General features: G+C 50.4%; 18 protein-coding genes and 1 tRNA gene. 17 read left to right on the top strand and 2 right to left on the bottom strand.

Annotated features, from left to right (window positions below):
• The first annotated feature begins 180 nt into the window (after positions 1–180).
• The 6 genes from DWZ45_RS09255 to radA all read left to right on the top strand — a co-directional run bounded on the left by DWZ45_RS09255 (position 181) and on the right by radA (position 6,792).
• Entirely contained in the window at positions 181–555 is a 375-nt protein-coding gene (locus tag DWZ45_RS09255) for a GntR family transcriptional regulator (protein ID WP_022359631.1), read from the top strand.
• Positions 556–628: 73 nt separating this feature from the next.
• Positions 629–1,195, top strand: coding sequence for a UvrB/UvrC motif-containing protein (locus DWZ45_RS09250; protein WP_107000012.1), 567 nt, complete (start codon positions 629–631; stop codon positions 1,193–1,195).
• The gene (locus DWZ45_RS09245) at positions 1,179–2,213 is read left to right on the top strand and encodes an ATP--guanido phosphotransferase (protein WP_117795639.1); all 1,035 of its coding nucleotides are present in this window, start codon (positions 1,179–1,181) and stop codon (positions 2,211–2,213) included. Before DWZ45_RS09250 ends, DWZ45_RS09245 begins: the two co-directional genes overlap by 17 nt.
• Before the next feature lie 28 nt (positions 2,214–2,241).
• A complete protein-coding gene (locus tag DWZ45_RS09240; RefSeq protein WP_118468725.1) occupies positions 2,242–4,689 on the top strand; it encodes an ATP-dependent Clp protease ATP-binding subunit in 2,448 nt (815 codons plus the stop codon).
• Between the two features lie 124 nt (positions 4,690–4,813).
• The gene (locus DWZ45_RS09235; protein ID WP_022359635.1) at positions 4,814–5,227 is read left to right on the top strand and encodes a hypothetical protein; all 414 of its coding nucleotides are present in this window, start codon (positions 4,814–4,816) and stop codon (positions 5,225–5,227) included.
• Between the two features lie 161 nt (positions 5,228–5,388).
• Positions 5,389–6,792 carry a DNA repair protein RadA gene (gene radA / locus DWZ45_RS09230; protein WP_118468823.1) on the top strand — a complete coding sequence of 468 codons (1,404 nt, stop codon included), beginning with the start codon at positions 5,389–5,391 and terminating at the stop codon, positions 6,790–6,792.
• 249 nt (positions 6,793–7,041) lie between these two features.
• Here radA and DWZ45_RS09225 read toward each other — a convergent pair.
• A tRNA-Trp gene (locus DWZ45_RS09225) sits at positions 7,042–7,112 on the bottom strand.
• A gap of 493 nt (positions 7,113–7,605) precedes the next feature.
• On the opposite strand from DWZ45_RS09225, the gene DWZ45_RS09220 reads away from it, so the two are divergent.
• Positions 7,606–7,848 (top strand): HPr family phosphocarrier protein, encoded by a 243-nt coding sequence (locus tag DWZ45_RS09220; RefSeq protein ID WP_107000009.1) that lies wholly within the window; start codon positions 7,606–7,608, stop codon positions 7,846–7,848.
• A gap of 355 nt (positions 7,849–8,203) precedes the next feature.
• Positions 8,204–10,642, top strand: coding sequence for an ATP-dependent DNA helicase (locus DWZ45_RS09215; RefSeq protein ID WP_118468723.1), 2,439 nt, complete (start codon positions 8,204–8,206; stop codon positions 10,640–10,642).
• Here DWZ45_RS09215 and DWZ45_RS09210 read toward each other — a convergent pair.
• Entirely contained in the window at positions 10,578–11,501 is a 924-nt protein-coding gene (locus DWZ45_RS09210; RefSeq protein WP_118468721.1) for a LysR family transcriptional regulator, read from the bottom strand. The two genes, DWZ45_RS09215 and DWZ45_RS09210, sit on opposite strands and share 65 nt — an antisense overlap.
• A gap of 139 nt (positions 11,502–11,640) precedes the next feature.
• Here DWZ45_RS09210 and DWZ45_RS09205 point away from each other — a divergent pair, with 139 nt between their 5' ends.
• The 9 genes from DWZ45_RS09205 to cmk all read left to right on the top strand — a co-directional run bounded on the left by DWZ45_RS09205 (position 11,641) and on the right by cmk (position 23,139).
• Positions 11,641–12,195 (top strand): sigma-70 domain-containing protein, encoded by a 555-nt coding sequence (locus DWZ45_RS09205; RefSeq protein ID WP_107000006.1) that lies wholly within the window; start codon positions 11,641–11,643, stop codon positions 12,193–12,195.
• A 6-nt stretch (positions 12,196–12,201) separates the two neighbouring features.
• Positions 12,202–12,858 (top strand): histidine phosphatase family protein, encoded by a 657-nt coding sequence (locus tag DWZ45_RS09200; RefSeq protein WP_118468719.1) that lies wholly within the window; start codon positions 12,202–12,204, stop codon positions 12,856–12,858.
• 139 nt (positions 12,859–12,997) lie between these two features.
• Positions 12,998–16,762: a phosphoribosylformylglycinamidine synthase gene (locus DWZ45_RS09195; RefSeq protein ID WP_118468717.1), complete on the top strand. Its 3,765-nt coding sequence runs from the start codon at positions 12,998–13,000 to the stop codon at positions 16,760–16,762.
• A 378-nt stretch (positions 16,763–17,140) separates the two neighbouring features.
• Positions 17,141–18,244, top strand: a complete 1,104-nt coding sequence (locus DWZ45_RS09190; protein ID WP_118468715.1) for a hypothetical protein — start codon at positions 17,141–17,143, stop codon at positions 18,242–18,244.
• A gap of 235 nt (positions 18,245–18,479) precedes the next feature.
• Complete coding sequence (locus DWZ45_RS09185) at positions 18,480–18,980, top strand: DUF3783 domain-containing protein (RefSeq protein ID WP_118468713.1); 501 nt, start codon at positions 18,480–18,482, stop codon at positions 18,978–18,980.
• A 52-nt stretch (positions 18,981–19,032) separates the two neighbouring features.
• Positions 19,033–20,541: a polyphosphate:AMP phosphotransferase gene (gene pap, locus DWZ45_RS09180; RefSeq protein WP_118468711.1), complete on the top strand. Its 1,509-nt coding sequence runs from the start codon at positions 19,033–19,035 to the stop codon at positions 20,539–20,541.
• Positions 20,542–20,718: 177 nt separating this feature from the next.
• Positions 20,719–21,135 (top strand): VOC family protein, encoded by a 417-nt coding sequence (locus tag DWZ45_RS09175; RefSeq protein WP_227589675.1) that lies wholly within the window; start codon positions 20,719–20,721, stop codon positions 21,133–21,135.
• 37 nt (positions 21,136–21,172) lie between these two features.
• Positions 21,173–22,438: an NAD(P)/FAD-dependent oxidoreductase gene (locus tag DWZ45_RS09170; RefSeq protein WP_117795619.1), complete on the top strand. Its 1,266-nt coding sequence runs from the start codon at positions 21,173–21,175 to the stop codon at positions 22,436–22,438.
• A gap of 23 nt (positions 22,439–22,461) precedes the next feature.
• Entirely contained in the window at positions 22,462–23,139 is a 678-nt protein-coding gene (gene cmk / locus DWZ45_RS09165) for a (d)CMP kinase (protein ID WP_118468709.1), read from the top strand.
• Positions 23,140–23,318: the final 179 nt, after the last annotated feature.

Below are 23,318 nucleotides of genomic sequence, written 5' to 3'. Positions count from 1 at the left end.
TACGGCACTTTCAGTTCCAAAAGTGCCTATCCGTGATCAGTAACAAGTTCACACAATTAACACAGTTTTACAGTTGACGAAAACACCTGTTTGTTATACAATCTATATAACAAATGATAAAACAGGCGGCTGACTGTATTTAGAAACGGGGTCTGCCGTCAGAATGAAAGATGGTGGAGTATGATTGTAGAGATTGATTTTAACAGTGAGGAAGCGCTTTATATTCAGCTCATAAACCAGATCATCATCGGGATTGCGACCGACCAGATCCGGGAGGGCGATACGCTGCCATCCGTGCGCCAGTTAGCGGATAACATCGGAATTAACATGCACACGGTCAACAAGGCATATTCTGTACTGAAACAGGAAGGCTTTCTGCGTGTGGACCGCCGCCGCGGGGCAGTGATTGCACTTGACACGGATAAGATGCGGACGATCTCGGAGATGCGCCGGGATCTCAGTGTGATTCTGGCAAGAGGTGTCTGTAAAAATGTGAGCCGCGAGGAGGTTCACAATCTGGTGGATTCCATTTATGACGCATTTACAGCGGAATAGCAGGTTCCGGCTGCGGGCGATGGTTTTTGTGTATTGGAACCGTTGCGGGATGTGTATGTTGGGAGGATAAATTATGCTGTGTGAGAAATGTGGGATTCGCGAAGCGAATATTAAATATACAGAAGTGTTTAACGGCGTCAAGACAGAGCATAATCTCTGCGCCCAGTGCGCGAAAGAGATGGATCTGGGACCGTACTCGGCACTGATTGAGGGAGAATTTCCGCTTGGAAAACTGCTTTCGAGCCTTTTGGGACTGACGGATGCATCTGCCAGCCAGGCACCGAAAGAGGATGTGGTATGCCCGACCTGCGGCACGACGTATGAAGAATTTATCAAGAACAGCCGTTTCGGATGCGCGGACTGTTATCATGTGTTTGATCCGTTGCTTGGAGAGAAAATTAAGAAATTGCAGGAAAATTCGAGCCATACCGGCAAACATCCGAAGATCCAGCCGCGCAGTCAGGCGGCTGCAGAGGTGACGAAGAAAGGAGAACTGGAATTCAGCCCGGAAGAGCAGATTAAGCAGCTGAAACGCAGGCTGGAAGCGGCGTTGCAGGAAGAAGACTATGAGACGGCTGCTGCCTGCCGGGATAAGATACACAGTCTGGAAGGAGAGATGAGACATGACGAAATGGTTTGAGGAAGTGGCGAATGATGCGTCCAATATCGTTTCCAGCCGGGTGCGTCTGTCTCGGAACTGGGAGGAATATAAATTTCCGAGCCGTCTGGAGCCGGATGAGGCGCGGACGATGATTGCCCGTTTAAAACAGAATTTCCGCGATCTGGGTGACCGGGACGGTCAGTTTTATGAATATGAAGATCTGGAATTGATGGAGAAGCTTGACCGCACCGCATTGCGGGAACGGCGGCTTTTAAACCGCACGCTGGCGGAGAAGACGACGCCGGGTGGGATCCTCTGTTCGGAGGATGAGCGGGTCAGCATGGTATTAAATGCGGACGATCATATCCGTTTACAGGTGCTGGCATCGGGACTCGATCTGCAAGAATGTTATGCAAAAGCGGATGAGCTGGATGATTATATCAACGAGAAGATTCCGTATGCATTTAATGAGAAATATGGGTATCTGACGTCCTATCCGACGAATGTCGGAACAGCAATGAAGGCGTCCGTGGTCGTGCATCTGCCGTCTCTGACAATGAATAAGAAATTTCAGGAACTTCTGGGCGATATGGGACGTTTCGGCACGACCGTGCGCGGCGTTTATGGCAGAGGCAATGAAAACTATGGCGATCTGTACGAGGTAGTCAATCAGAAGACACTCGGAATCACCGAACAAGAGATTCTGGAGCTGGTAGCCAACGTGGCGGGGCAGCTCTCGGCGCAGGAAAATCAGTTCCGCGAGGTTTCTCTGTCGAGGCACCGCCTGGAGCGGGAGGACGAGGCGTACAAGTCCTACGGCGTTCTGAAATATGCGCGCCGGATGACGCTCAAGGAAGCGATGACATTTCTATCTCATGTCTGGGCGGGCATCGCGGACGGGCTGTTAAAACCGGCAGAATTTGTGAGCATTTACCGCCTGATGATCGGCATCCAGCCGGCAAACTTACAGAAACGTTCGAGCAAGCCGCTGGGACGTGAGGAATTGGAGGCAGAGCGGGCGCGGTATCTGCGTGAGGAACTGCCGAAGCTGGTGTAAAGTAAAAAGAAACAGGAGGAACAGTAAAATGATCGATCGTTTTACTCAGAAAGCCAGAGAAGCGATCCGTCTGGCAGTCGAGACAGCGCAGGAGCTGGAACACGGCTATGTGGGGACGGAGCATCTGCTTTTAGGACTGATAAAAGAGGGAACTGGCGTGGCGGCAGCGGTTCTGGCAGAACATGATGTGACAGAAGAGCGTGTCATGGAACTGATGGAGCGTCTGATAAGCCCGGCAGTGGCGACTCAGGTAGAGGGACAGATTGAATATACGCCGGGGGCGCGCGCCGTGCTGCAGGCGAGTTATGATGAGGCGGTTTTTTTCAAAGCGCCTCTGATTGGAACGGAGCACATCCTGATTGCCATCATCAAGGATGGAAAATCAACTGCGTGCCGTTTACTCAATACAATGAATGTTAATATTCAGAAATTATATGTGGATCTGATGGGGGCTATGGGCGATGATGCGCCGTCCGAGGCGGCGGAAGATGCGGCAGCAGGACGGGTGCGCCCGGAGAAAGGCAATACACCGAATCTGGACAATTTCAGCCGGGATCTGACTCAGATGGCGCGGGACGGAAAGCTCGATCCAGTCATCGGCAGGGAACGGGAAATGAAACGTGTTATTCAGATTTTAAGCCGCCGGACGAAGAATAATCCGTGCCTGATCGGGGAACCAGGCGTCGGAAAAACGGCGGTTGTGGAAGGTCTGGCGCAGTTCATTGTTTCCGGCAATGTACCGGAGACGATCGCGAAAAAGCGGGTTGTCAGCCTCGATTTGTCCGGCATGGTCGCAGGATCCAAGTACCGCGGTGAGTTCGAAGAGCGGATTAAGAAGGTACTTGCCGAGGTGCGGGAGAGTGGAAATGTGCTCTTGTTTATTGACGAGATTCACACGATCATCGGCGCAGGCGGCGCGGAGGGCGCGATCGATGCCTCCAATATCCTGAAACCGTCGCTGGCGAGAGGCGAGATTCAGCTCATTGGTGCGACGACGCTGGAAGAATACCGCAAATACATCGAAAAAGATGCGGCCTTGGAACGCCGGTTTCAGCCGGTTATGGTGGATGAGCCGACGGAGGCGGAATCCATCGAGATTTTGAAGGGGCTTCGCAGCCGCTATGAGGAACATCACAAGGTGACGATCCAGGATGAGGCACTGGTGGCAGCGGTGCGCCTGTCTGCCCGATATATCAATGACCGTTTCCTGCCGGACAAAGCGATCGATCTGATCGATGAAGCATCCTCGAAGCTGCGTCTGACTGTATATACGGAGCCGGAGGAGATCAAAAAGCTCGAAGCGGAGATCAAAAAACTCGAAGGCCAGAAGGAAGAGGCGATCAAGGCTGAAGCCTATGAGAAAGCCGGTGAGATCAAGAAGAAGCAGCAGAAAAAGCAGGAAAAGATTGAAAAGATTCGTGAAAAATGGGAAAAAGAGAAAAATTCACGCAAGTTAGTGGTCGGTGAAAATGAGATTGCGGACATTGTTTCTGACTGGACGAAGATCCCGGTTCGCAAGCTGGCAGAAGAAGAGTCAGAGCGGCTGTTGAAACTGGAGTCCATTCTGCATGAGCGCGTGGTCGGACAGGAGGAAGCTGTATCCGCCGTGGCGCGTGCGATCCGCCGTGGTCGTGTGGGACTCAAGGATCCGAAGCGGCCAATCGGTTCGTTTCTGTTCCTGGGGCCGACGGGTGTCGGAAAAACAGAGCTTTCCAAGGCACTCTCGGAGGCGATGTTTGGCACGGAAAATGCGATGATCCGCGTTGATATGTCGGAGTACATGGAGAAACACAGCGTTTCCAAGATGATCGGTTCGCCGCCAGGATATGTTGGCTACGAGGAGGGCGGACAGCTCAGCGAGAAGGTGCGTCGCAATCCATATTCGGTTATTCTCTTTGATGAGATTGAAAAAGCGCATCCGGATGTATTTAACATTCTGCTGCAGATCCTCGATGACGGGCACATTACGGACGCACAGGGACGGAAGGTGGATTTCAAGAACACGATTCTGATTATGACCTCCAATGCGGGCGCTGAAAATATTATTTCCCCGAAGCGGCTTGGATTCTCGTCGGAGAGCGGTGAGAAAGCGGATTATGCGTTTATGAAAGAACGCGTGATGGAGGAAGTGCGCCGGATGTTTAAGCCAGAGTTTTTAAACCGAATCGATGAGATTTTAGTATTCCATCCTCTGACGAAGGAGAATATCAAGACGATCGCGGGCATTCTGCTGCGCGGCATCAAGAAAAGGACGGAGGATCAGCTTGGAATGACGCTCACGATCACAGATGATGCGATCGATTTTCTGGCAGACAAGGGATATGATTCCAAATATGGTGCAAGACCGTTGCGCCGGACGATCCAGACGCAGATCGAGGATCAGCTTTCTGAGAAGATCCTGGAAGGCACGATCCGGAAAAAAACAGAGGTTCGGATTGAAAAAGATGGCGATCAGCTGAAATTTGAGACGGTCTAAAGGGCTGGAAGCGAAAAGACTGGTAAACCCGGTCGAAGTGTGTTAAAATGATACTACTGAGTAACTGTGTAAGTGCGGAGCAGTTGCGATATTGATTAAAAGGATACTAGGAGGATAAAGCATTATGCCAGTAGTTAGCGAGTTAATCCGCATCGAGGATGACGGAACCATCAGTTTTGGCAATTATATGTTAGCAGCAAAGTCCAAGCTGCAGGATTTTGAATTTCAGGGCGATCTTTATAAGGTAAAAACATTCGGCGAGATTACCAAGCTGGAGCGCAACGGAATGTTCGTATATGAGTCGGTACCGGGCACGGCAGTCAATCATTTCCAGGCGGGAGATACTTCCGTACAGTTTTCGGTTGAGGGCGAGAAGGATGCTCAGATTACCATTCAGTTAGAGGATGAGCGTGAGTATGAGGTATATGTAGACGGCGTATCGGTCGGTGGCATGAAGACCAACGTCAGCGGCAAACTGGTACTGAGCGTGGAGCTGAACCCGGGCAAGGCAACCGCAATCCGGATTGAAGCCAGATAAGGAAAAGAAAAACAAAGCGTTACGTACAAGTTACAATGCGTGAGATGAAAGCTGCTGCATGGCAGGAATGGCGGGCGTGTGCGCCGGAAGCCGGTTTCCGCCATGTAGCAGCTTTTTGTGTAATAAGAAATATGAGAAGAAGTGTTTGGAAAGGAATCAGCATGGCAAAGGCAAAATCAACGGGATTTTTCTGCAGGGAATGCGGTTATGAATCTTCCAAATGGATGGGGCAGTGCCCGGCGTGCAAGGCGTGGAATACGATGGTGGAAGCGCCGTCCGCACCGGCATCATCCGGTACGGCAGCAGGGCGGTATGCGGCAGCGGCTTCGCTGACGGCGGCACCGGGGAAACGAGCTGGCGCGCAGGCAAAGCCGGTCAGCTTAGATGAAATTGAGCTTTCCGATACGGATCGGACGAGAACCGGATTTGCAGAACTTGACCGGGTGCTTGGAAGCGGCGTGGTGCGTGGCTCCCTGGTGCTGGTCGGCGGAGATCCGGGAATCGGAAAATCAACCCTGCTTCTGCAGGTCTGCCGGAACCTGGCAGGACAGGAACAAAAGGTTTTATACGTCTCCGGCGAGGAGTCATTAAAACAGATCAAACTGCGGGCAAGCCGGATCGGGATGGTGCGCGGACCACTTTCGTTCTTGAGCGAGACGAACCTGGATACGATCGCGGAGGTGATCCGGGAGGTACGCCCGGATGTGGTCGTGATCGATTCGATCCAGACCATGTTTATCGAGGCGGCAGGTTCTGCACCGGGCAGTGTCAGCCAGGTAAGAGAGTGCACCGGCGTCCTGATGCAGCTCGCAAAAGGACTGGGCGTGACAGTCTTTATCGTCGGTCATGTGACGAAAGAGGGCGTTGTGGCGGGACCGCGTATGCTGGAACATATGGTCGATACAGTGCTATATTTTGAGGGCGATCGCCATGCGTCCTACCGGATTCTGCGGGGAGTGAAGAACCGTTTCGGTTCGACCAATGAGATCGGCGTGTTTGAGATGCGGGAGGAAGGACTGGCGGAGGTGCCGAATCCATCCGAATTTATGCTGGAAGGGCGCCCGGCGGAGGCATCCGGTGCGGTGACTGCCTGCTCGATGGAGGGAACCCGCCCGATTCTTCTGGAAGTGCAGGCGCTGGTGTCAAAGACGAATTTCGGACTGCCGCGGCGGACGGCAGCGGGCGTCGATTACAACCGTGTGAACCTGCTCATGGCAGTGTTGGAAAAACGATGCCGTTATGCCCTGTCCGGGTACGATGCGTATGTCAACATTGCAGGCGGCATGAAGATGAACGAGCCGGCGCTTGACCTTGCGATCGTGATGGCGCTGATTTCCAGCTATAAAGACCGTCCGCTGGATGAGAAAACGATCGTATTTGGCGAGGTCGGACTCTCCGGAGAGGTGCGCGCCGTCTCGATGGCAGAGCAGAGAGTCCATGAGGCAGTCAAGATGGGATTTACAAGATGCATTCTTCCGATGGTCAATGTCAGTAAATTGAAACCAAGGTCGGATATCCGGCTGGAAGGGGTGGCAAATGTGCGGGAGGCGATTGGGCTGCTGTAGGTTGCTTGAATTTCGGGAAAATTTAAGAAAAATAATATTAGCGTAATGTGAGTAACAGCAAATTTGTCTCAGTGGGAGTTAGGTCTCCGACTGAGATAAACGCTCCGCGAGGATGCGCAGTGATTCTGATAGGAATATGTCAGCTTCTCTGACCAGAATCACGCGCCAAGTCTCACGAACGTTCGACTTGAATGTTTAAAAAACAAAAACGCCAATGACTCATCTCTGAATCACTGACGCCTTTAGAAGCAGGGGAAGAGGGATTCGAACCCCCATTAACGGTTTTGGAGACCGTTGCTCTGCCATTGAACTATTCCCCTTCGCTGCTGACTCAGTTATGATATCATAGCCATAACGAAAAGTCAACAATTTTTTTATAATTTTTCATTTTTTTTGATTTAATATATTTTTTTCCATTTATTAAGTATCATTCATCATTTTATATGGAAACTAGAGATCAGGATAATTTGGTAAAAGAGAATTTGTGTGCTCATGCTGGGTGGAAAATCACAATGAATATTTAGTTCAACTGCCCAAAAACAATCCGTTAAACCATTTGATGTATATAAATAATGACAATATATCATGAAATGAATACGACGATAGTTCTAGACGTCGGAATATTTTACTAAGAAACACTCTGCTTTTTTGGTAAAAATCATGTATTAAAAATATGCGGTATAAAAGAAATCAAATTGACATTCGACAAAAATCATGCTATAAACACTGAATAAATCGTTATGGTTTTAAATGTGCCTAAAAAACGGAGGGAAAAATTCTGTTGGTACATTCAGGAAAAAGGAGTTGTTTATTATGAAACAGAGAAAAATTATGCTGAAAACGATAGAAGATGCAAAGAAATTTGTCAATGCTTCTATGAAATGCGATTTTGATATTGATGTTTTTTATAACCGTGTTGTCATTGACGCCAAGTCGATTCTGGGAGTTATGAGTTTGGATCTGACACAGATTCTGACCGTTGAGTACACGGGCGAGGATGCAGAGTATGAGGCGTTCCTTGACACGATGGAAGCGGACAATGTGACAGCGGCATAAAAGGGCTGGAGGGCTGGTTCAAGTGGAACATAGATATCATAGATATTTTGGAAGGATATGTATGGCTCGAATCGGCATGATGAAAGAAAAGTTGATAGTACGAAAATAAAGAAAGACTGCGGGTGCCGGAGAGAAGATGGTGTCTGCAGTCTTTTTGATAGACATATATATGTACTCTCGGAGTCTTTCTGCACGTGCTTTTGTGGCTGATTTTCCGCCAGCCGCACCCGAATTTCATCAACGTACGCACCGCGTACGCCTAAGAAATTTGGGCACAACTGACAAAAAATCATTTCACAAAATCAAGCACAGAAAGATTCCGAGAGTACATGTATGGGGAAGGGAGGAACCACACATGGAGCTGACCGGCAGGCAGATACGGATCTCCGTCCGCAATCTGGTTGAGTTCGTTCTGCGTTCGGGGGATATTGATAACCGGCGCACGGCGGGTGCACAGAAAGAGGCGATGTTAGCTGGAGGACGGATGCACCGGAAGATACAGCGGCGGATGGGATCAGGGTATCAGGCGGAGGTGTCGCTGCGCCATTCGGTGGAGGAGGACGGATTCCAGATCGTGGTCGAGGGGCGTGCGGATGGAATCATCCGGGATGGAAAAGATGTCACGATCGATGAGATCAAGTGTGTTTACCAGGATGTAAACTGTCTGGAAGAAGCGGTTGGCGTGCATATGGCGCAGGCGTGCTGTTATGGCTATATCTATGGATTACAGGAAGCGCTGGACGAAGTGACACTGCAGCTCACCTACTGTAATCTGGAGACGGAGGAGATCCGCCGCTTTCAGGAGATCCAGACGATGGACGAACTTTCTGAATGGTTTGCTGGTCTGATCCATGAATATGTCAAATGGGCGCGTTACCTCTATCACAACGGGCTGCGACGTGATGAATCAATCAAAGCGCTCGAATTTCCCTATCCGTACCGGGCGGGACAGCGGGATCTGGCGGTGGCGGTTTACCGGACGCTGGAGCGCGGGCGCAGGCTGTTTGTCCAGGCCCCGACCGGGATTGGAAAGACTCTTTCGACGGTATTTCCGGCACTTAAAGCGATCGGGGAAGGGCATGGGCAGAAACTCTTTTACCTGACGGCGAAGACGATCACGCGGACGGTGGCGGAAGAGGCGCTGGCGATTTTGCGGGAACGCGGGCTGTATTTTCGTTCGGTCACGATCACGGCAAAGGAAAAGTTGTGTATTTTGGAAAAACCGGTGTGTAATCCGGAAATGTGCCCGCGTGCGAAAGGGCATTTTGACCGTGTCAACGATGCGGTGTATGAAATTTTGCATCAGGAATTTGGAATCACGCGTTCGGTAATTTTAGAGTATGCGGAAAAATTTCAGGTCTGCCCGTTTGAGTTCTGCCTCGATATTTCTTCGTTTGTGGATGGGATCATCTGCGATTATAATTATGTCTTTGACCCGGACGTGCGCTTGAAACGTTATTTTGCGGATGGGGCGGAGGGGGACTATTTCTTCCTGATGGATGAAGCCCACAATCTGGTATCGCGCGCGCGGGAAATGTACAGTGCTTCTATTATAAAGGAAGAAGTACTTTTGACGAAAAAGGTACTGGGACATCGTGCGCCGGCGCTGGGGCGGCAGCTTACAAGGTTAAATAAGGCGCTTCTGGAGATGAAGCGGGAGTGCGGCGGCTACCAGCTGCTCAAGGATGCCGGACATCTGGTTTCAGTGTTAAACGGTGTTTTTGGAGAAATGGAAAAGTATCTGGAAAAGCCGGGCGGGGAAGACGGACGGGACACGATTCTGGATTTTTATTTTTCGGTGCGACATTTTTTAAATATGTATGAGCGGGTCGATGAGCATTACAGGATTTACACGGAACTTCTGCCGTCCGGCGAATTTGTCATCCGGCTTTATTGTGTCAATCCGATTGAAAATCTGGCGCAGTGCCTGTCGCAGGGGAAAGCGGCGGTCTTTTTCTCGGCAACGCTTCTGCCGCTCCGGTATTACCGGATGCTTCTGTCGGATCAGGAGGAGGACTATACGGTCTATGTGCCGTCCCCGTTTCCGCAGGAGCGGCGTCTTCTGCTGGCGGCGACGGATGTGACGAGCCGGTATACGCGGCGCAATGAGACGGAATACCGGCGGGTGCTGCGGTACATCCAGACGATGGCAAGTGTGAAAAAGGGCAATTATATTGTGTTTTTTCCGTCGTATCAGTATATGAACCGGGTACGTGAGGTGTGTGAAGGGGAATATGCGTATCAGAATGTTAAATTGGATGATAATGAAAAAATGAAAAATCATTCCGGGAAAAACGGAAAAAGCATGGAAATCCTGGTCCAGGATTCTCACATGACCGAGGAGGAACGGGAAGCATTTTTACAGAAATTTTCTCCCGAACGAACAGCTGAACGTGATACCTCCCTGGTGGCGTTCTGCGTGATGGGCGGTCTGTTTTCGGAGGGAATCGATTTGACAGGCGATCGGCTGATCGGCGTGATCGTGGTCGGAACCGGGCTCCCGATGGTATGCACGGAGCAGAAAATTTTGCAGGGATATTTTGAAGAAGAGGGAAAAGATGGATTTGCATATGCCTACCAGTATCCGGGCATGAATAAGGTACTCCAGGCGGCAGGGCGGGTCATCCGGACCGCGTCCGATCAGGGCGTCATCCTTTTACTGGATGACCGGTTCTGGCGTCGGGAGTATCGGGAATTATTTCCAAGGGAATGGAGCGATGTCAAACGGGTCAGTCTTTCGTCTCTGGAGCAGGAGCTTCAGGCATTTTGGAGCCGTTTTCCAGAAGTTCAATAAATTCACGCGATGCCTGTGAGATCGGCATTGTCTCATTGTGGACGACGACGAGCTGGCGCGGCGGCAGGGCTTCAGTCAGGGTCAGGGCATAAAGTTCTTTTTCGCCAGCCGGGAGACAGAAATCCGGGACAAATGCGATGCCGAGACCGATGCGTGCCAGATCGATGAGCAGATCGTTGCTGCTTAATTCAATCTCCGGTACGAGGTCGAGCTGGTGCTTCTGGAACATGTTGTGCAGAAATTCGCTGGTGGTACTCTTGCGATCCAGCATGAGGATTGGGAGCGCCTGCAGCTCGTGCAGTGTAACCGGGTGGTCTTTCATCGGAAAATAGGTCTCATTGGCGACGAATATATCGTTGAATTCGCGCAGCACATGGATATTCTGCGTTCCACCGAGCCCGGAGTTTGGATAGTTCGTCAGAATAAAATCGACCTGACCGTTGTCCAGAAGCCGCGCACATTCGATGGAGGTACGGTTGGTAACCTTGATGTGGATATTCGGGTAGCGCTTGTGAAATTCGCTTAAAAATGGCACCAGATAATAGCGGCAGATCGTATCGCTTGCGCCAATGCGGAGCTGACCGCCGTTTAAGCTGTTAGAGTCGAGCAGCTGGTTTTCGCCCTGACGGATCAGGTTCATCGCCGGTTCCACGTGCTTGAGTAGGATCTCGCCTTCCGGGGTAAGCTGTACTTTTTTTGTGCTGCGGATGAAAAGAGTCTGGTTCAGTTTCTTCTCCAGTACCTTGATCGACTGGCTGACCGCCGACTGGGAGATGAAAAGCTGCTTAGATGCCTCGGAGAAACTTAACGTCGAGGCTACGTGGTAAAATACTTTATATAATTCATAGTTGATATCCATTTATTAGTCCTCCTTATAGAACTGTATTCAGTGTAACATGATTGGAGGGCGGAGTCAATAATGATTGTATCTGTGTCTTGTTTGTGATAAAATGACGGAATCATCTTAGAAGTATGTATTTTTTAGGAGGGAATACCACATGGAATCTAATACATTTTATGATATTTACTTAGAGGAACTGAAAAATCTCCCGCAGGGCACGCCGGAGGAGGAAACGGCGCTTCTGAAAAAACTGACGGAGGGGGACAAGACAGCGGTTTCCCGTCTGACGGAGTTAAAACTGACGAAGGCGGTTCAGATCGCGGAGGAGTATCACGATCGGGGACTTCCGGCGGGCGATCTGGTGCAGGAGGCAAATATGGCGCTGTTTCTGTTCGCAAGCGAGTACGAAAACGGTGATTTCGACGCGCAGATGGAGAAAAAGGTGCGCGCGGCGATCGAGGATGCGCTGCAGATTCAGAACCGCGAGACGAAGATTGAGGAGGAGATGGCGGCGCGCGTTAATGTCCTCAAGGATATTTCTGCGAGCATGGCGCGGGAGCTGGGACGCGAGGCGACCCTTGCGGAATTGGCAGAGCGCATGAAGATGAGCGAGGATGAGATCCGTGACATCATGAAGCTGACGATGGATGCGATGAAGGTCAGCGGTCAGGCGGCAGAGATGGCTCAGAAAGAGATAGATGAACAGGAGTAATAGAAAATGCTGTTTTATTTGGTGCGCCACGGTCAGACTGACTGGAACCGGGCGGGAAAGATACAGGGAACGACGGATATTCCGCTGAATGAGACAGGACGGCAGCAGGCGGAGCAGCTAGCCGCTGTTCTAAAAGAGAGGAGTGGCTATCCGGCGGGAACGCGGATCGATGCGGTTTATACCAGCCCGCTTGCGCGGGCATTCCAGACGGCGGAGATCCTGGCAAAGGAAGGAAAATTACCGCTCCGCCGCCTGACGGGGCTGCGGGAGCGCGATTTTGGATGCTGGGAAGGCAAAAGCTGGCAGCAGGTGGAAGCAGAGTACCCGGACGAATTTCATCTGTGGAGGGAACAGCCGATGGTCGGTATCCCGTCCGGCGGAGAATCAAGAAAATCCTGCGAGGCGCGGAGTGAACGGGCGATCCGACAGATTTTGGAGGAGACAGCCGGGGATGCGGTGATCGTGGCGCACGGTGGGATCCTCGTCTTTTTGATGAATTATCTGCTCCGTTTCCATCGGGAGCCGCAGGAGATCATTGTGGCGAATGCCAGTCTGTCGGTTGTTTCGTATGACCGTTCGACGGGGATGGGAAAGCTGCTTGCACTGAATGAGACAGGGACGTTGGAACAGCAACCAATAAGATGCGTTAATAAAAAATATTAAATATATTAATTTTACTAATCTATAAAAATTGTGTATGATAAAGGCAGATGCTAGAAGAAGGCATTTGCCTTTTATGCTAAAAAATGAATGTATTTTACAGAACATGAAACATTAAAATACGAAAAAACAGGAGGAAAACATGAGCGTAAGACGTATTTTCGTTGAGAAAAAACCGGAATTTGCCGTATTGGCTCACGATCTGAAAGAGGAGATCGCAAGCTATCTGGGGATCGACACGATCACCGATGTCCGCGTACTGATCCGCTATGATATTGAGGATGTATCGGAGGATGCATATCAGAAAGCGCTGATTACTATCTTCTCTGAGCCGCCGGTTGATTTTGTCTATGAGGAGGCATTCCCGTCCAAGGAAGGCGATACGATCTTTTCCGTTGAGTTCCTGCCGGGACAGTTCGATCAGAGAGCCGATTCCGCAGAACAGTGTGTGAAACTTCTGAATGAAGAGGAAAATCCGGTGATCCGTTCCGCGACAACTTATGTTATTTCCGGAACACTGACCGCGGAGCAGATCGAGGGCATCAAGTCCCTGTGCATTAACCCGGTGGATTCCCGTGAGAATAACAACGCAAAGCCGGAAACGCTGGTAACGGTATTTGAGCAGCCGGAGGATGTCAAGATTTTCGATGGTTTCTGCGGTTATGGCGAGGCAGAGTTAAAAGAACTCTACGATTCCCTGAACCTTGCGATGACGTTCAAGGATTTCGAGCATATCCACAACTACTTTAAGAACGAAGAGAAGAGAGATCCGTCTGTGACCGAGATCCGCGTGCTGGATACATATTGGTCCGATCACTGCCGTCATACGACCTTCCAGACTGAGTTAAAGGACGTTACCTTTACAAAGGGCGATTACAATGAGCCGATGGAAGCTTCCTACAAACAGTATCTGGCAGATCGCGAGGTTCTCTACAAAGATCGCGATGACAAGTTTGTCTGCCTGATGGATCTGGCTGTTCTCGCTATGAAGAAGCTTCGCCGTGAGGGCAAGCTGGAGGATCTGGAGGAGTCTGAGGAGATTAATGCGTGCAGTATCGTAGTTCCGGTTACCATCGACGGCAAGGAAGAAGAGTGGCTGGGAAACTTTAAGAATGAGACCCACAACCATCCGACCGAGATTGAGCCGTTTGGCGGCGCTGCCACCTGCTTAGGCGGTGCTATCCGTGACCCGCTTTCCGGACGTACCTATGTATATCAGGCTATGCGTGTGACCGGTGCGGCTGATCCGACCCGTCCGATGTCGGAGACACTGCACGGCAAACTTCCGCAGAAGCGCATCGTAAAGGATGCAGCACATGGCTACAGCTCCTACGGTAACCAGATCGGTCTTGCTACCGGCTATGTAAAAGAGATTTATCATCCAAATTATGTGGCAAAACGTATGGAGATCGGTGCTGTTATGGCAGCAGCTCCGCGCAAAAATGTCATCCGTGAGACTTCCGATCCGGGCGATGTAATCATCCTGATGGGTGGACGTACCGGCCGTGATGGTATCGGCGGCGCAACCGGTTCTTCCAAGGTACATACCGAGGAGTCCATCGAGGTCTGCGGCGCAGAGGTTCAGAAGGGCAATGCACCGACCGAGCGTAAATTACAGAGACTGTTCCGCCGCCCAGAGGTCAGCCGTCTGATCAAGAAGTGTAACGACTTTGGCGCCGGCGGCGTGTCGGTAGCGATCGGTGAGTTAGCTGACGGACTTCAGATTGACCTTGACAAGGTTCCGAAGAAATATGCAGGTCTGGACGGAACGGAGATTGCGATTTCCGAGTCACAGGAGCGTATGGCTCTGGTGGTAGACCCGAAAGATGTTGATAAGATGCTTGCTTATGCAGCAGAAGAGAACCTGGAGGCAGTTCCGGTTGCCGTTGTTACTGAGTCCCCGCGCCTGGTTCTGAACTGGAGAGGCAAGACGATCGTAGATTTAAGCCGTGCATTCCTGGATACCAACGGTGCTCATCAGGAGACAACCGTTACCGTTGAGGTTCCGACCAGGGAAGGCAATGTATTTGATAAACAGGAAGTAAAGGATGTCAAAGAAAAATGGCTGTCCATGCTTTCTTCCTTAAATGTATGCTCCCAGAAGGGTCTGGTTGAGATGTTCGACAGCACCGTGGGCGCAAGCAGTGTATTCCTGCCATACGGCGGTGTCCACCAGATGACCGAGACACAGGCGATGGTGGCAAAACTGCCGATGAGCAAGGGCAAATGCGATACCGTTACCATGATGAGCTACGGCTATGATCCGTACCTGTCCAGCTGGAGCCCGTACCACGGCGCTACTTACGCAGTGCTGGATTCTGTTGCTAAGATCGTGGCAAACGGCGGTGATTTCCACAAGATCCGCTTTACCTTCCAGGAGTACTTCAAACGTATGACGGAAGATCCGAAGAGATGGGGCACACCGTTCTCCGCTCTGCTCGGTGCTTACAGTGCGCAGCTCGGATTTGGACTTCCGTCCATCGGCGGCAAGGACAGTATGTCCGGCAGCTTCTATGATGAAGAGCACGGCGAAATCGACGTACCGCCGACACTGGTTTCCTTTGCAGTTGATATTTCCGATACCAAACACGTGGTATCTCCGGAATTTAAGAAAGCGGGCAGCAAGATTGTTCTCTTTACCATCGAGAAAGATGCACATGACCTGCCGGTTTACAGCCAGATCATGGATGGTTACGAGAAAATCTACCGCGATATGGAGTCTGGAAAGATTATTTCCGCATATGCGGTTGAGGGTGCTGGTGTAGCAGAGGCTGTCAGCAAGATGGCATTTGGTAACCGCCTGGGCGTAAAGATTGAGCACAATGTAGATCCGAGAGACTTCTTCGCCGCTGGCTGGGGCAATATTGTCTGCGAGGTTCCGGACGGCAAGGTAGGCGAGCTGTCCATTCCGTACACCGTGATCGGTGAGGTAACCGACAAGGGAACCTTCGAGTATGGCAGTACCGTGATCTCCATGGAAGAGGCTCTGAAAGCATGGACCAAAACCCTGGAGAAGGTATTCCCGACTGCTTCCGGCGCGCCGATGAAGGCAGCAGAAGAAACACTTTACAATACCGATAAGGTATATGTATGCAAACATAAGGTGGCAAAGCCAACCGTATTTATTCCGGCAATGCCGGGTACCAACTGCGAGTTAGACAGTGCGAAAGCCTTTGAGGCAGCCGGAGCGGAGACGATTGTGCGTGTATTCCGCAACCAGAATGCATCCGATATCCGTTCTTCCATCGAGCAGTACAAAGAGGATATCAAGAAATCCCAGATCATCATGTTCCCGGGTGGATTCTCCGCAGGTGATGAGCCGGATGGTTCGGCTAAATTCTTCGCTACGGTATTCCGCAACGAGGCGATGATGGAGGAGATCGACAAACTGCTTCATGACCGGGATGGCCTGGTACTGGGTATCTGCAATGGCTTCCAGACATTAATCAAACTGGGACTTTTAACCGGAGGCAAGATTGAGCCTCAGAAAGCAGATTCCCCGACTCTGACAACCAACAACATTGGACGCCACATTTCCCGCATGGCATACTTAAAGGTTGTATCTAACCTGTCCCCGTGGCTCAGAAAAGCAGAGCTGGGAGGCGTATACTGCAACCCGATGTCCCATGGTGAAGGACGTTTCGTAGCCAACGAGGAGTGGCTTGCAAAACTTCGCGCAAATGGTCAGATCGCGATCCAGTACAGCGATCCGAACGGAAACTTATCCGTCAGCGAGGAGTGGAACCCGAACGGTTCCTACCAGTGCATCGAGGGTATCACAAGCCCGGATGGACGTATTCTTGGTAAGATGGGTCACAACGAGCGCTGCTGGAGCGATACAGGCATGAATATCTATGGAAATCAGGATATGCAGCTGTTTGCTTCAGGTGTGGAGTATTTCAAATAAAATGAACACCTGCTTTTAAGTAAGGTAGAAATAGACCGGACCGCAGAAATCTGCCCCGGTCTATTTTTTGTGTGATAGAAAATTCCTTGGAATTCCCCATCACACAAAAAGGTACATTCTTTTTTATGTCACAGGAAATATCAATTATGATATAAATTCTACCATTGACGAAAATGTCAGAAAACCTTAAACAAAAAGTTATTCTCAGGTAATAAAAGTGTGCTATCCTGTCAATAACAGAAAGCAGACATCTACTTCAAAAAAACAAGGGGAAAATTTTGAAAATACCGACAGTTTATTTTGACGCAGGCAGATATGTTTGTTATAATGAAAACAAGATTTTGTACGCGAGAGTACATTAAAAAAGGAGGATGGGATATGAGACATAATCTGAAGGCAGCGGCGGTTTCCGCTCTTGCTATCATGGCGGCACTGGCTATGAGTATTCCGGCATACGCGGCTGACAAAAAGATCTCGGAAGTTAAGTTCCGTGTCAATGCGAAACCGGAAGCGGGCGACAGCATCGGGGATCCGGATGTACAAGTTACGAAGGGTAATGTTGAGATTACCGAGCAGGAGTTTGACAATGACGACAGCGAGTGGGAGAGAGGTGATAAGCCGGTCATCTACCTGACGATCGAGGCAAAGGACGGTTATCAGTTATCCGGCACAAAGCTTTCTGCAACCAAGTCGGCTTACAAAGTTACGAAGCGATCTGGCGATAAGAGCGAGTGGAAAGTTAAGATTACGATGTCAGCTGTTGACGGCGATTTGGATACGGTCGAGGATCTTAGCTGGAGCAATCGTACCGCAACCTGGGACAGTGTATCGGATGCAGGCAAGTATGAAGTTAAGCTGTACCGCAACAGCTCTACCGTAACGACTGTTACAACTACAGGCACAAGCTACAATTTCTACCCATACATGACGAAATCCGGCGATTATACCTTTAAGGTGCGCGCGGTTGACGGAAGCGATAAGGGTGAGTGGAGTGACGAGTCCGATGAATATTATATGAATTCTTCAGATGTGTATACAGGTACACCTCCGACCGATAATTCTTCTGGTGGTTCCACTCCGGCAAATGCGAATGGTCAGTGGGTAAACAGCATTTACGGCTGGTCTTACTACATCAATGGTGTACCGGTTAAGAATAACTGGGTATATGTTGATAATGAGTGGTATCATCTGAATGCAAACGGCTTCATGGATACAGACTGGATCTATACTGATAATAACTGGTTCTATTTAAACCCGGTATCCGATGGTACGAGAGGCAAGATGCTGACCGGTTGGCAGCAGATAGGGCCGTACAAGTATTATCTGAATCCGGTATCCGACGGTACCCGTGGTGCAAGAAAGACAGGCTATCAGTTCATCGATGGCGCATGGTATCTGTTTGACCTGAATAGCGGAGCACTCTGGACGAACATGGTAACTCCGAACGGTATGGTAGCGGATGCAAATGGTGTTCTTCACTAAGGAGCTATCTGGCAGCAGACCGGAAGAGGATCTGAAATGCGGAAACATACATAAATGAAACAAAAATCAGACAGCGGCAGACAGCGGACGAGCGAAAGCAAGTGGCTGATGCCGCTGTTTTTTTGTTTTTCTTGCACAGAAGGGGAGAAAAAGGATATAATAGAGAATCATATTGAGAAGCCGGAGAATTGATGAGGCGGGAATAAGAAACAGAGAGGAGAATCGATAAATTACGATGAAACCAACTGTATTATTGTATAATTTTACTGATTCCAAAAGAAAAATGAAGGTGCAGCAGGCGCTTATGCCGCTGGGATTTCGCTTAAGGGCAGTGACAAAGGAGGAGTACGGGCTGCCGGTGGGCGTGCTGGCTGGTGTGAAAGGACTGAATGAGGATGTCCTCAAGGAAGCCAGACAAGCAATAGAGGCTGGGGAGGAAACGCAAAAAGAAGAGTCCGCTCAGAAACAGGCAGGCGGGAGGCTGCAGCGAGAAGTGCCGGAGAACGATTCTTCCAGGGAAATGGATTTCTCAGATGAGATGGCGATCATGGCAGGCTTTTCTTCCGCCCAGATCGATGCATTTATCCATGCACTCCGAAAAAAGGGAGTCGGACGGATTGATTATAAAGCAGTCCTGACACCGTATAATATGAAGTGGGATTCGGTACAATTATATGAAGAGATCAAAAAAGAGCATGAGATGATGACGGGGAAAGGTAAAGACGAAGCATTGTGATGCCATGGGATTGGTGAAAGGTCATTTTACTGCTTGATGTGGAGGTGGAAAGATGCTGGAAAAAGTAGATTTGAATAAATCAGTGGATAAGGAAAACTACAAGAAGCTTCGGGAAGAGATGGATGTGAAGCTGGGAGAATTGCAGCGCGCCTGTAAGGCGGAAAAGATCCCGGTTGTCATCGTATTTGACGGCTTCGGGGCAGGCGGTAAGGGAACGCAGATCAACCGCCTGATCCAGCCGCTGGATCCGCGCGGCTTTGATGTTTATGCGAGCCGGGAGACGGGGGAAGAGGAACGGATGCGTCCATTTCTATGGCGGTATTGGACGAAGACACCGGAAGATGGACGAATGATGATCTTTGACAAGAGTTGGTACGATAAGGTTACCGTTGACCGGTTTGACAAAGAGACGAAGCGGCAGGAGCTAAACGGGGCGTTCCGGGATATCCTTTCATTTGAAAAGCAGCTGGCAGATTCCGGCATGATTCTGATCAAATTGTTTCTGTATATTTCCAGGGACGAGCAGAAAAAGCGCTTTAAACGGCTGGAAGAAAGCAAAGAGACTGCGTGGCGTGTGACGGAGGCGGACTGGAAGCGCAACAAGGATTACGATACATTTCTGGAGATGAATGAGGAAATGCTGCAGCGGACGGATACCGGGTACGCGCCGTGGACGATTGTGGAAGCGACTGATAAAAATTATGCGGCAGTCAAGATTTTATCCACCGTCACAGACCGGCTGGAGTATGAGCTGAACCGTCGCCGAATGGAACGCGAGGAAGGGGCGGTGCATCCGCCGGTCAAACTTCCAGATGAGCGGTTTAAAAATGGCGTGCTTTCCGGCGTGGATCTGACGAAAACGCTGACACGCGAGGAATATAAGGAACGTCTGGATAAGCTGCAGAAAAAGCTGGAGGTGCTGCACGGCGAGCTGTACCGGATGCGGATTCCGGTGGTGATCGGCTTTGAAGGCTGGGATGCGGCGGGAAAAGGCGGTGCGATCCGGCGCCTGACAAGCCACCTGGATCCACGCGGCTACAAGGTCAATCCGACGGCGGCACCGAATGATGTGGAGAAGGTACACCATTATCTGTGGCGTTTCTGGCGGGAGATGCCGAAAGCGGGGCATATTGCGATCTTCGACCGCACCTGGTACGGGCGCGTGATGGTGGAGCGGATCGAGGGCTTCTGCAGTGAGGCGGACTGGAAACGGGCATATCAGGAAATCAACGAGATGGAAGAGCACATGGCGAATTTTGGCGCGGTGATCGTGAAATTCTGGATTCATATTGATAAAGATGAGCAGGAACGCCGCTTTAAGGAGCGCATGGAGGATCCGGCAAAACAGTGGAAAATCACGGACGAAGACTGGCGCAACCGTGAAAAATGGGACGCATACGAGCAGGCAGTCAATGAGATGCTGGTGCGGACCTCTACCACCTATGCCCCGTGGACGATCGTAGAAGGAAATTCCAAATATTACGCGCGCGTCAAGGTGCTGGAAACGGTTGTGGAGGCGATGGAGGAGAAGATCCGTGAGGTAAAAAAGCTGCGTAAGTGATAGAAAGAAGCGGACGGCCGATTTGGTAATCATGTGTGGAAATATGAAGAAGCGCGGTTGCAATTCTTCGTAAGATACAGTAAAATCAATATTTAAAGAAAAAGACGGCAATTTTGAAAAACACAAACATTTGTGTAACTTTGTGTTAAGTGTAGCGATAGAAAGGAAGCGGACAAAATGGAGCAGACAGCAAAAGAGCGCACACTAGCATTTATGGCAGAGCATGCGGGGGATCCAACCCCGATGGAATTATTTCATATGCACGTAAAACACGTGGGAATCAATACAAAATCGGAAGACGAGGCCTGGGAGGTTGCTGAGACACTGGCGCGCCTGATGGGGCTGATGCCGCGCGAGACGGAGAAAGCTGTGTTCAGCGGTGACCTGACGGAAAATATGAAGGTGGAGAGCCACGGAACCTACGGCCATATTGGCTTTGGCGTAAATGATTGCGAGGCGGCGATCCGATACTTTGTGAACCGCGGTATGACGCTTCGGGAAGAGACGAAGCGCTTTGATGAGCAGGGGCGCTGTATTTTCGCCTATTTTAAAGAAGAAGTCGGCGGATTTGCGATCCACCTGGTACAGGATTGATAGCATCAGGCGATATAAAAACGAAAAGGATAGCAATATGAAAAAAATAATCGTGATCGGCGGCGGGGCAGCCGGCATGGCGGCTGCGATTGCGGCGGCGGAAAATGGCTGCGCGGCAACGATCTATGAAAAGAATGAGAAACTGGGAAAAAAGATCTATATCACGGGAAAAGGGCGCTGCAATGTGACGAATGACTGTGATATGGAAGGCCTGTTTGACAGTGTTGTGACAAACAGCCGCTTTTTATACAGTGCATTTTACGGTTTTAGTAACCAGGATATGAAGAATTTTCTGGAGGCGAACGGCTGTCATGTTAAGGTGGAGCGCGGCAACCGTGTCTTTCCGGTGTCTGACCGGGCATCGGATGTGACATCGGCGTTTGCAAGACGGCTGCGGGAACTGCGCGTGAAAGTAGAATTGAATCAGGGAGTCCGGGAACTGTGGCTGGAGGATGGTGTATTAAAAGGTGTGATTCTGGCGCAGGGCGGTAATGAGCGTGGGAAAAAGGGCTCCTACATAGCTGCGGATGCAGTGATCGTGGCGACGGGCGGTTTGTCCTACCCGACGACCGGCTCAACCGGCGATGGTTACCGGTTTGCGGAGGCTGCAGGGCACAAGGTGACGGAACTTTCGCCGGCGCTTGTTCCGTTTGAGACGAAGGAAGATGTGAAGGAGCTGCAGGGACTCTCCCTGCGGAACGTGGAAGCTGCTATTTTAAATGGAAAGAAAGAGGTTTACCGTGAATTTGGTGAGATGCTGTTTACCCATTACGGCGTTTCGGGTCCGGTACTCTTGAGTGCCAGCAGTTATGCAGCGAAAAAACTGAAAAAGGGTCCGCTGACTCTGATGCTCGATCTGAAACCGGCGCTTTCCATGGAACAGCTCGATGCGCGGATTCTGCGCGATTTTGAGGTGGAGAAGAATAAACAGTTTAAAAATGCGCTGAACCATCTGTACCCATCAAAACTGATACCGGTCATAATTCGCCGCAGCGGCATTGAGCCGGACAAGCAGGTCAACGCCGTGACGAAGGAAGAGCGGAGACGGCTGGCGGAGGTGACAAAGCATTTTACACTGACGCTGACAGGGCTGCGAGGCTTCAATGAGGCGATCATTACCCAGGGCGGTGTGACGGTAAAAGAAGTTAATCCATCCACGATGGAGTCGAAGAAGCTTCCAGGGCTTTATTTTGCCGGGGAAGTGCTGGATCTCGATGCAGTCACGGGCGGCTACAACTTACAAATTGCGTGGTCGACCGGTGTGCTGGCAGGACGGAGCGCAGCGGAAAATCATGAATTATAACGATATGAAAAAGGGGAAACGAAATGCCGATTAATATAGCGATTGATGGACCAGCCGGGGCTGGGAAGAGCACAGTGGCAAAGAAGCTGGCGGAAGATTATGGATATATTTATGTAGATACGGGGGCGATGTACCGGGCGATGGCATTGTATTTTCTGCGCCAGGGCATCGACAGCCATGATGAGGCGGCGATCGGACGCGCCTGTGAGACGGTTTCCATTTCACTGGAATATGAAAATGGGATCCAGCAGGTTTATTTAAATGGGGAGAATGTCAGCAGCGAGCTTCGGACGGAGGCGGTTGGAAATATGGCTTCGAATACCTCTGTCTATGCGCCGGTTCGCAAAAAACTGGTGGAGCTGCAGCGTGAATTAGCCGGACGCCGGGATGTCGTGATGGATGGCCGGGATATCGGAACGGCGGTTCTGCCGGATGCGACCCTGAAAGTATATCTGACCGCGAGCAGTCATGTGAGAGCTGAACGCCGTTATAAAGAGCTGACCGAACGCGGGGAAAGCTGTTCCCTGGAGGCGATCGAGCAGGATATCATCGAGCGCGATTACCGCGATATGCACCGGGAATTGTCGCCTCTCAAGCAGGCTGAGGACGCCATTTTACTGGATACTTCTGCGTTGAATTTTGAAGAGGTAATGCGGGAGATGGAGAAGCTGGTTGAGGCGGCAAAGAAAAAGCAGGCGTAAGACTTTAATTTAGAAAATGTGTAACAGTTCAGTAGGTCTGCGCATTTACTGCGCTGACCGTACGAAAACATGGGCCAGCAGGCAAAAATCCCATTGCCGTAGGCAATTTTTGAGGGATTTTTGCGCGTGACTGTGAAGGTACTGAACAGTTACGAAAATGTGTAACAGTTCAGTAGGTC

Origin of the sequence: Clostridium sp. AF32-7AC (genome assembly GCF_003477925.1) — a bacterium.
GTDB lineage: Bacteria > Bacillota > Clostridia > Lachnospirales > Lachnospiraceae > Otoolea > Otoolea fessa.
Note: the sequence above shows the minus strand (reverse complement) of the source record. Positions and strands in the feature narration are given on the sequence as shown.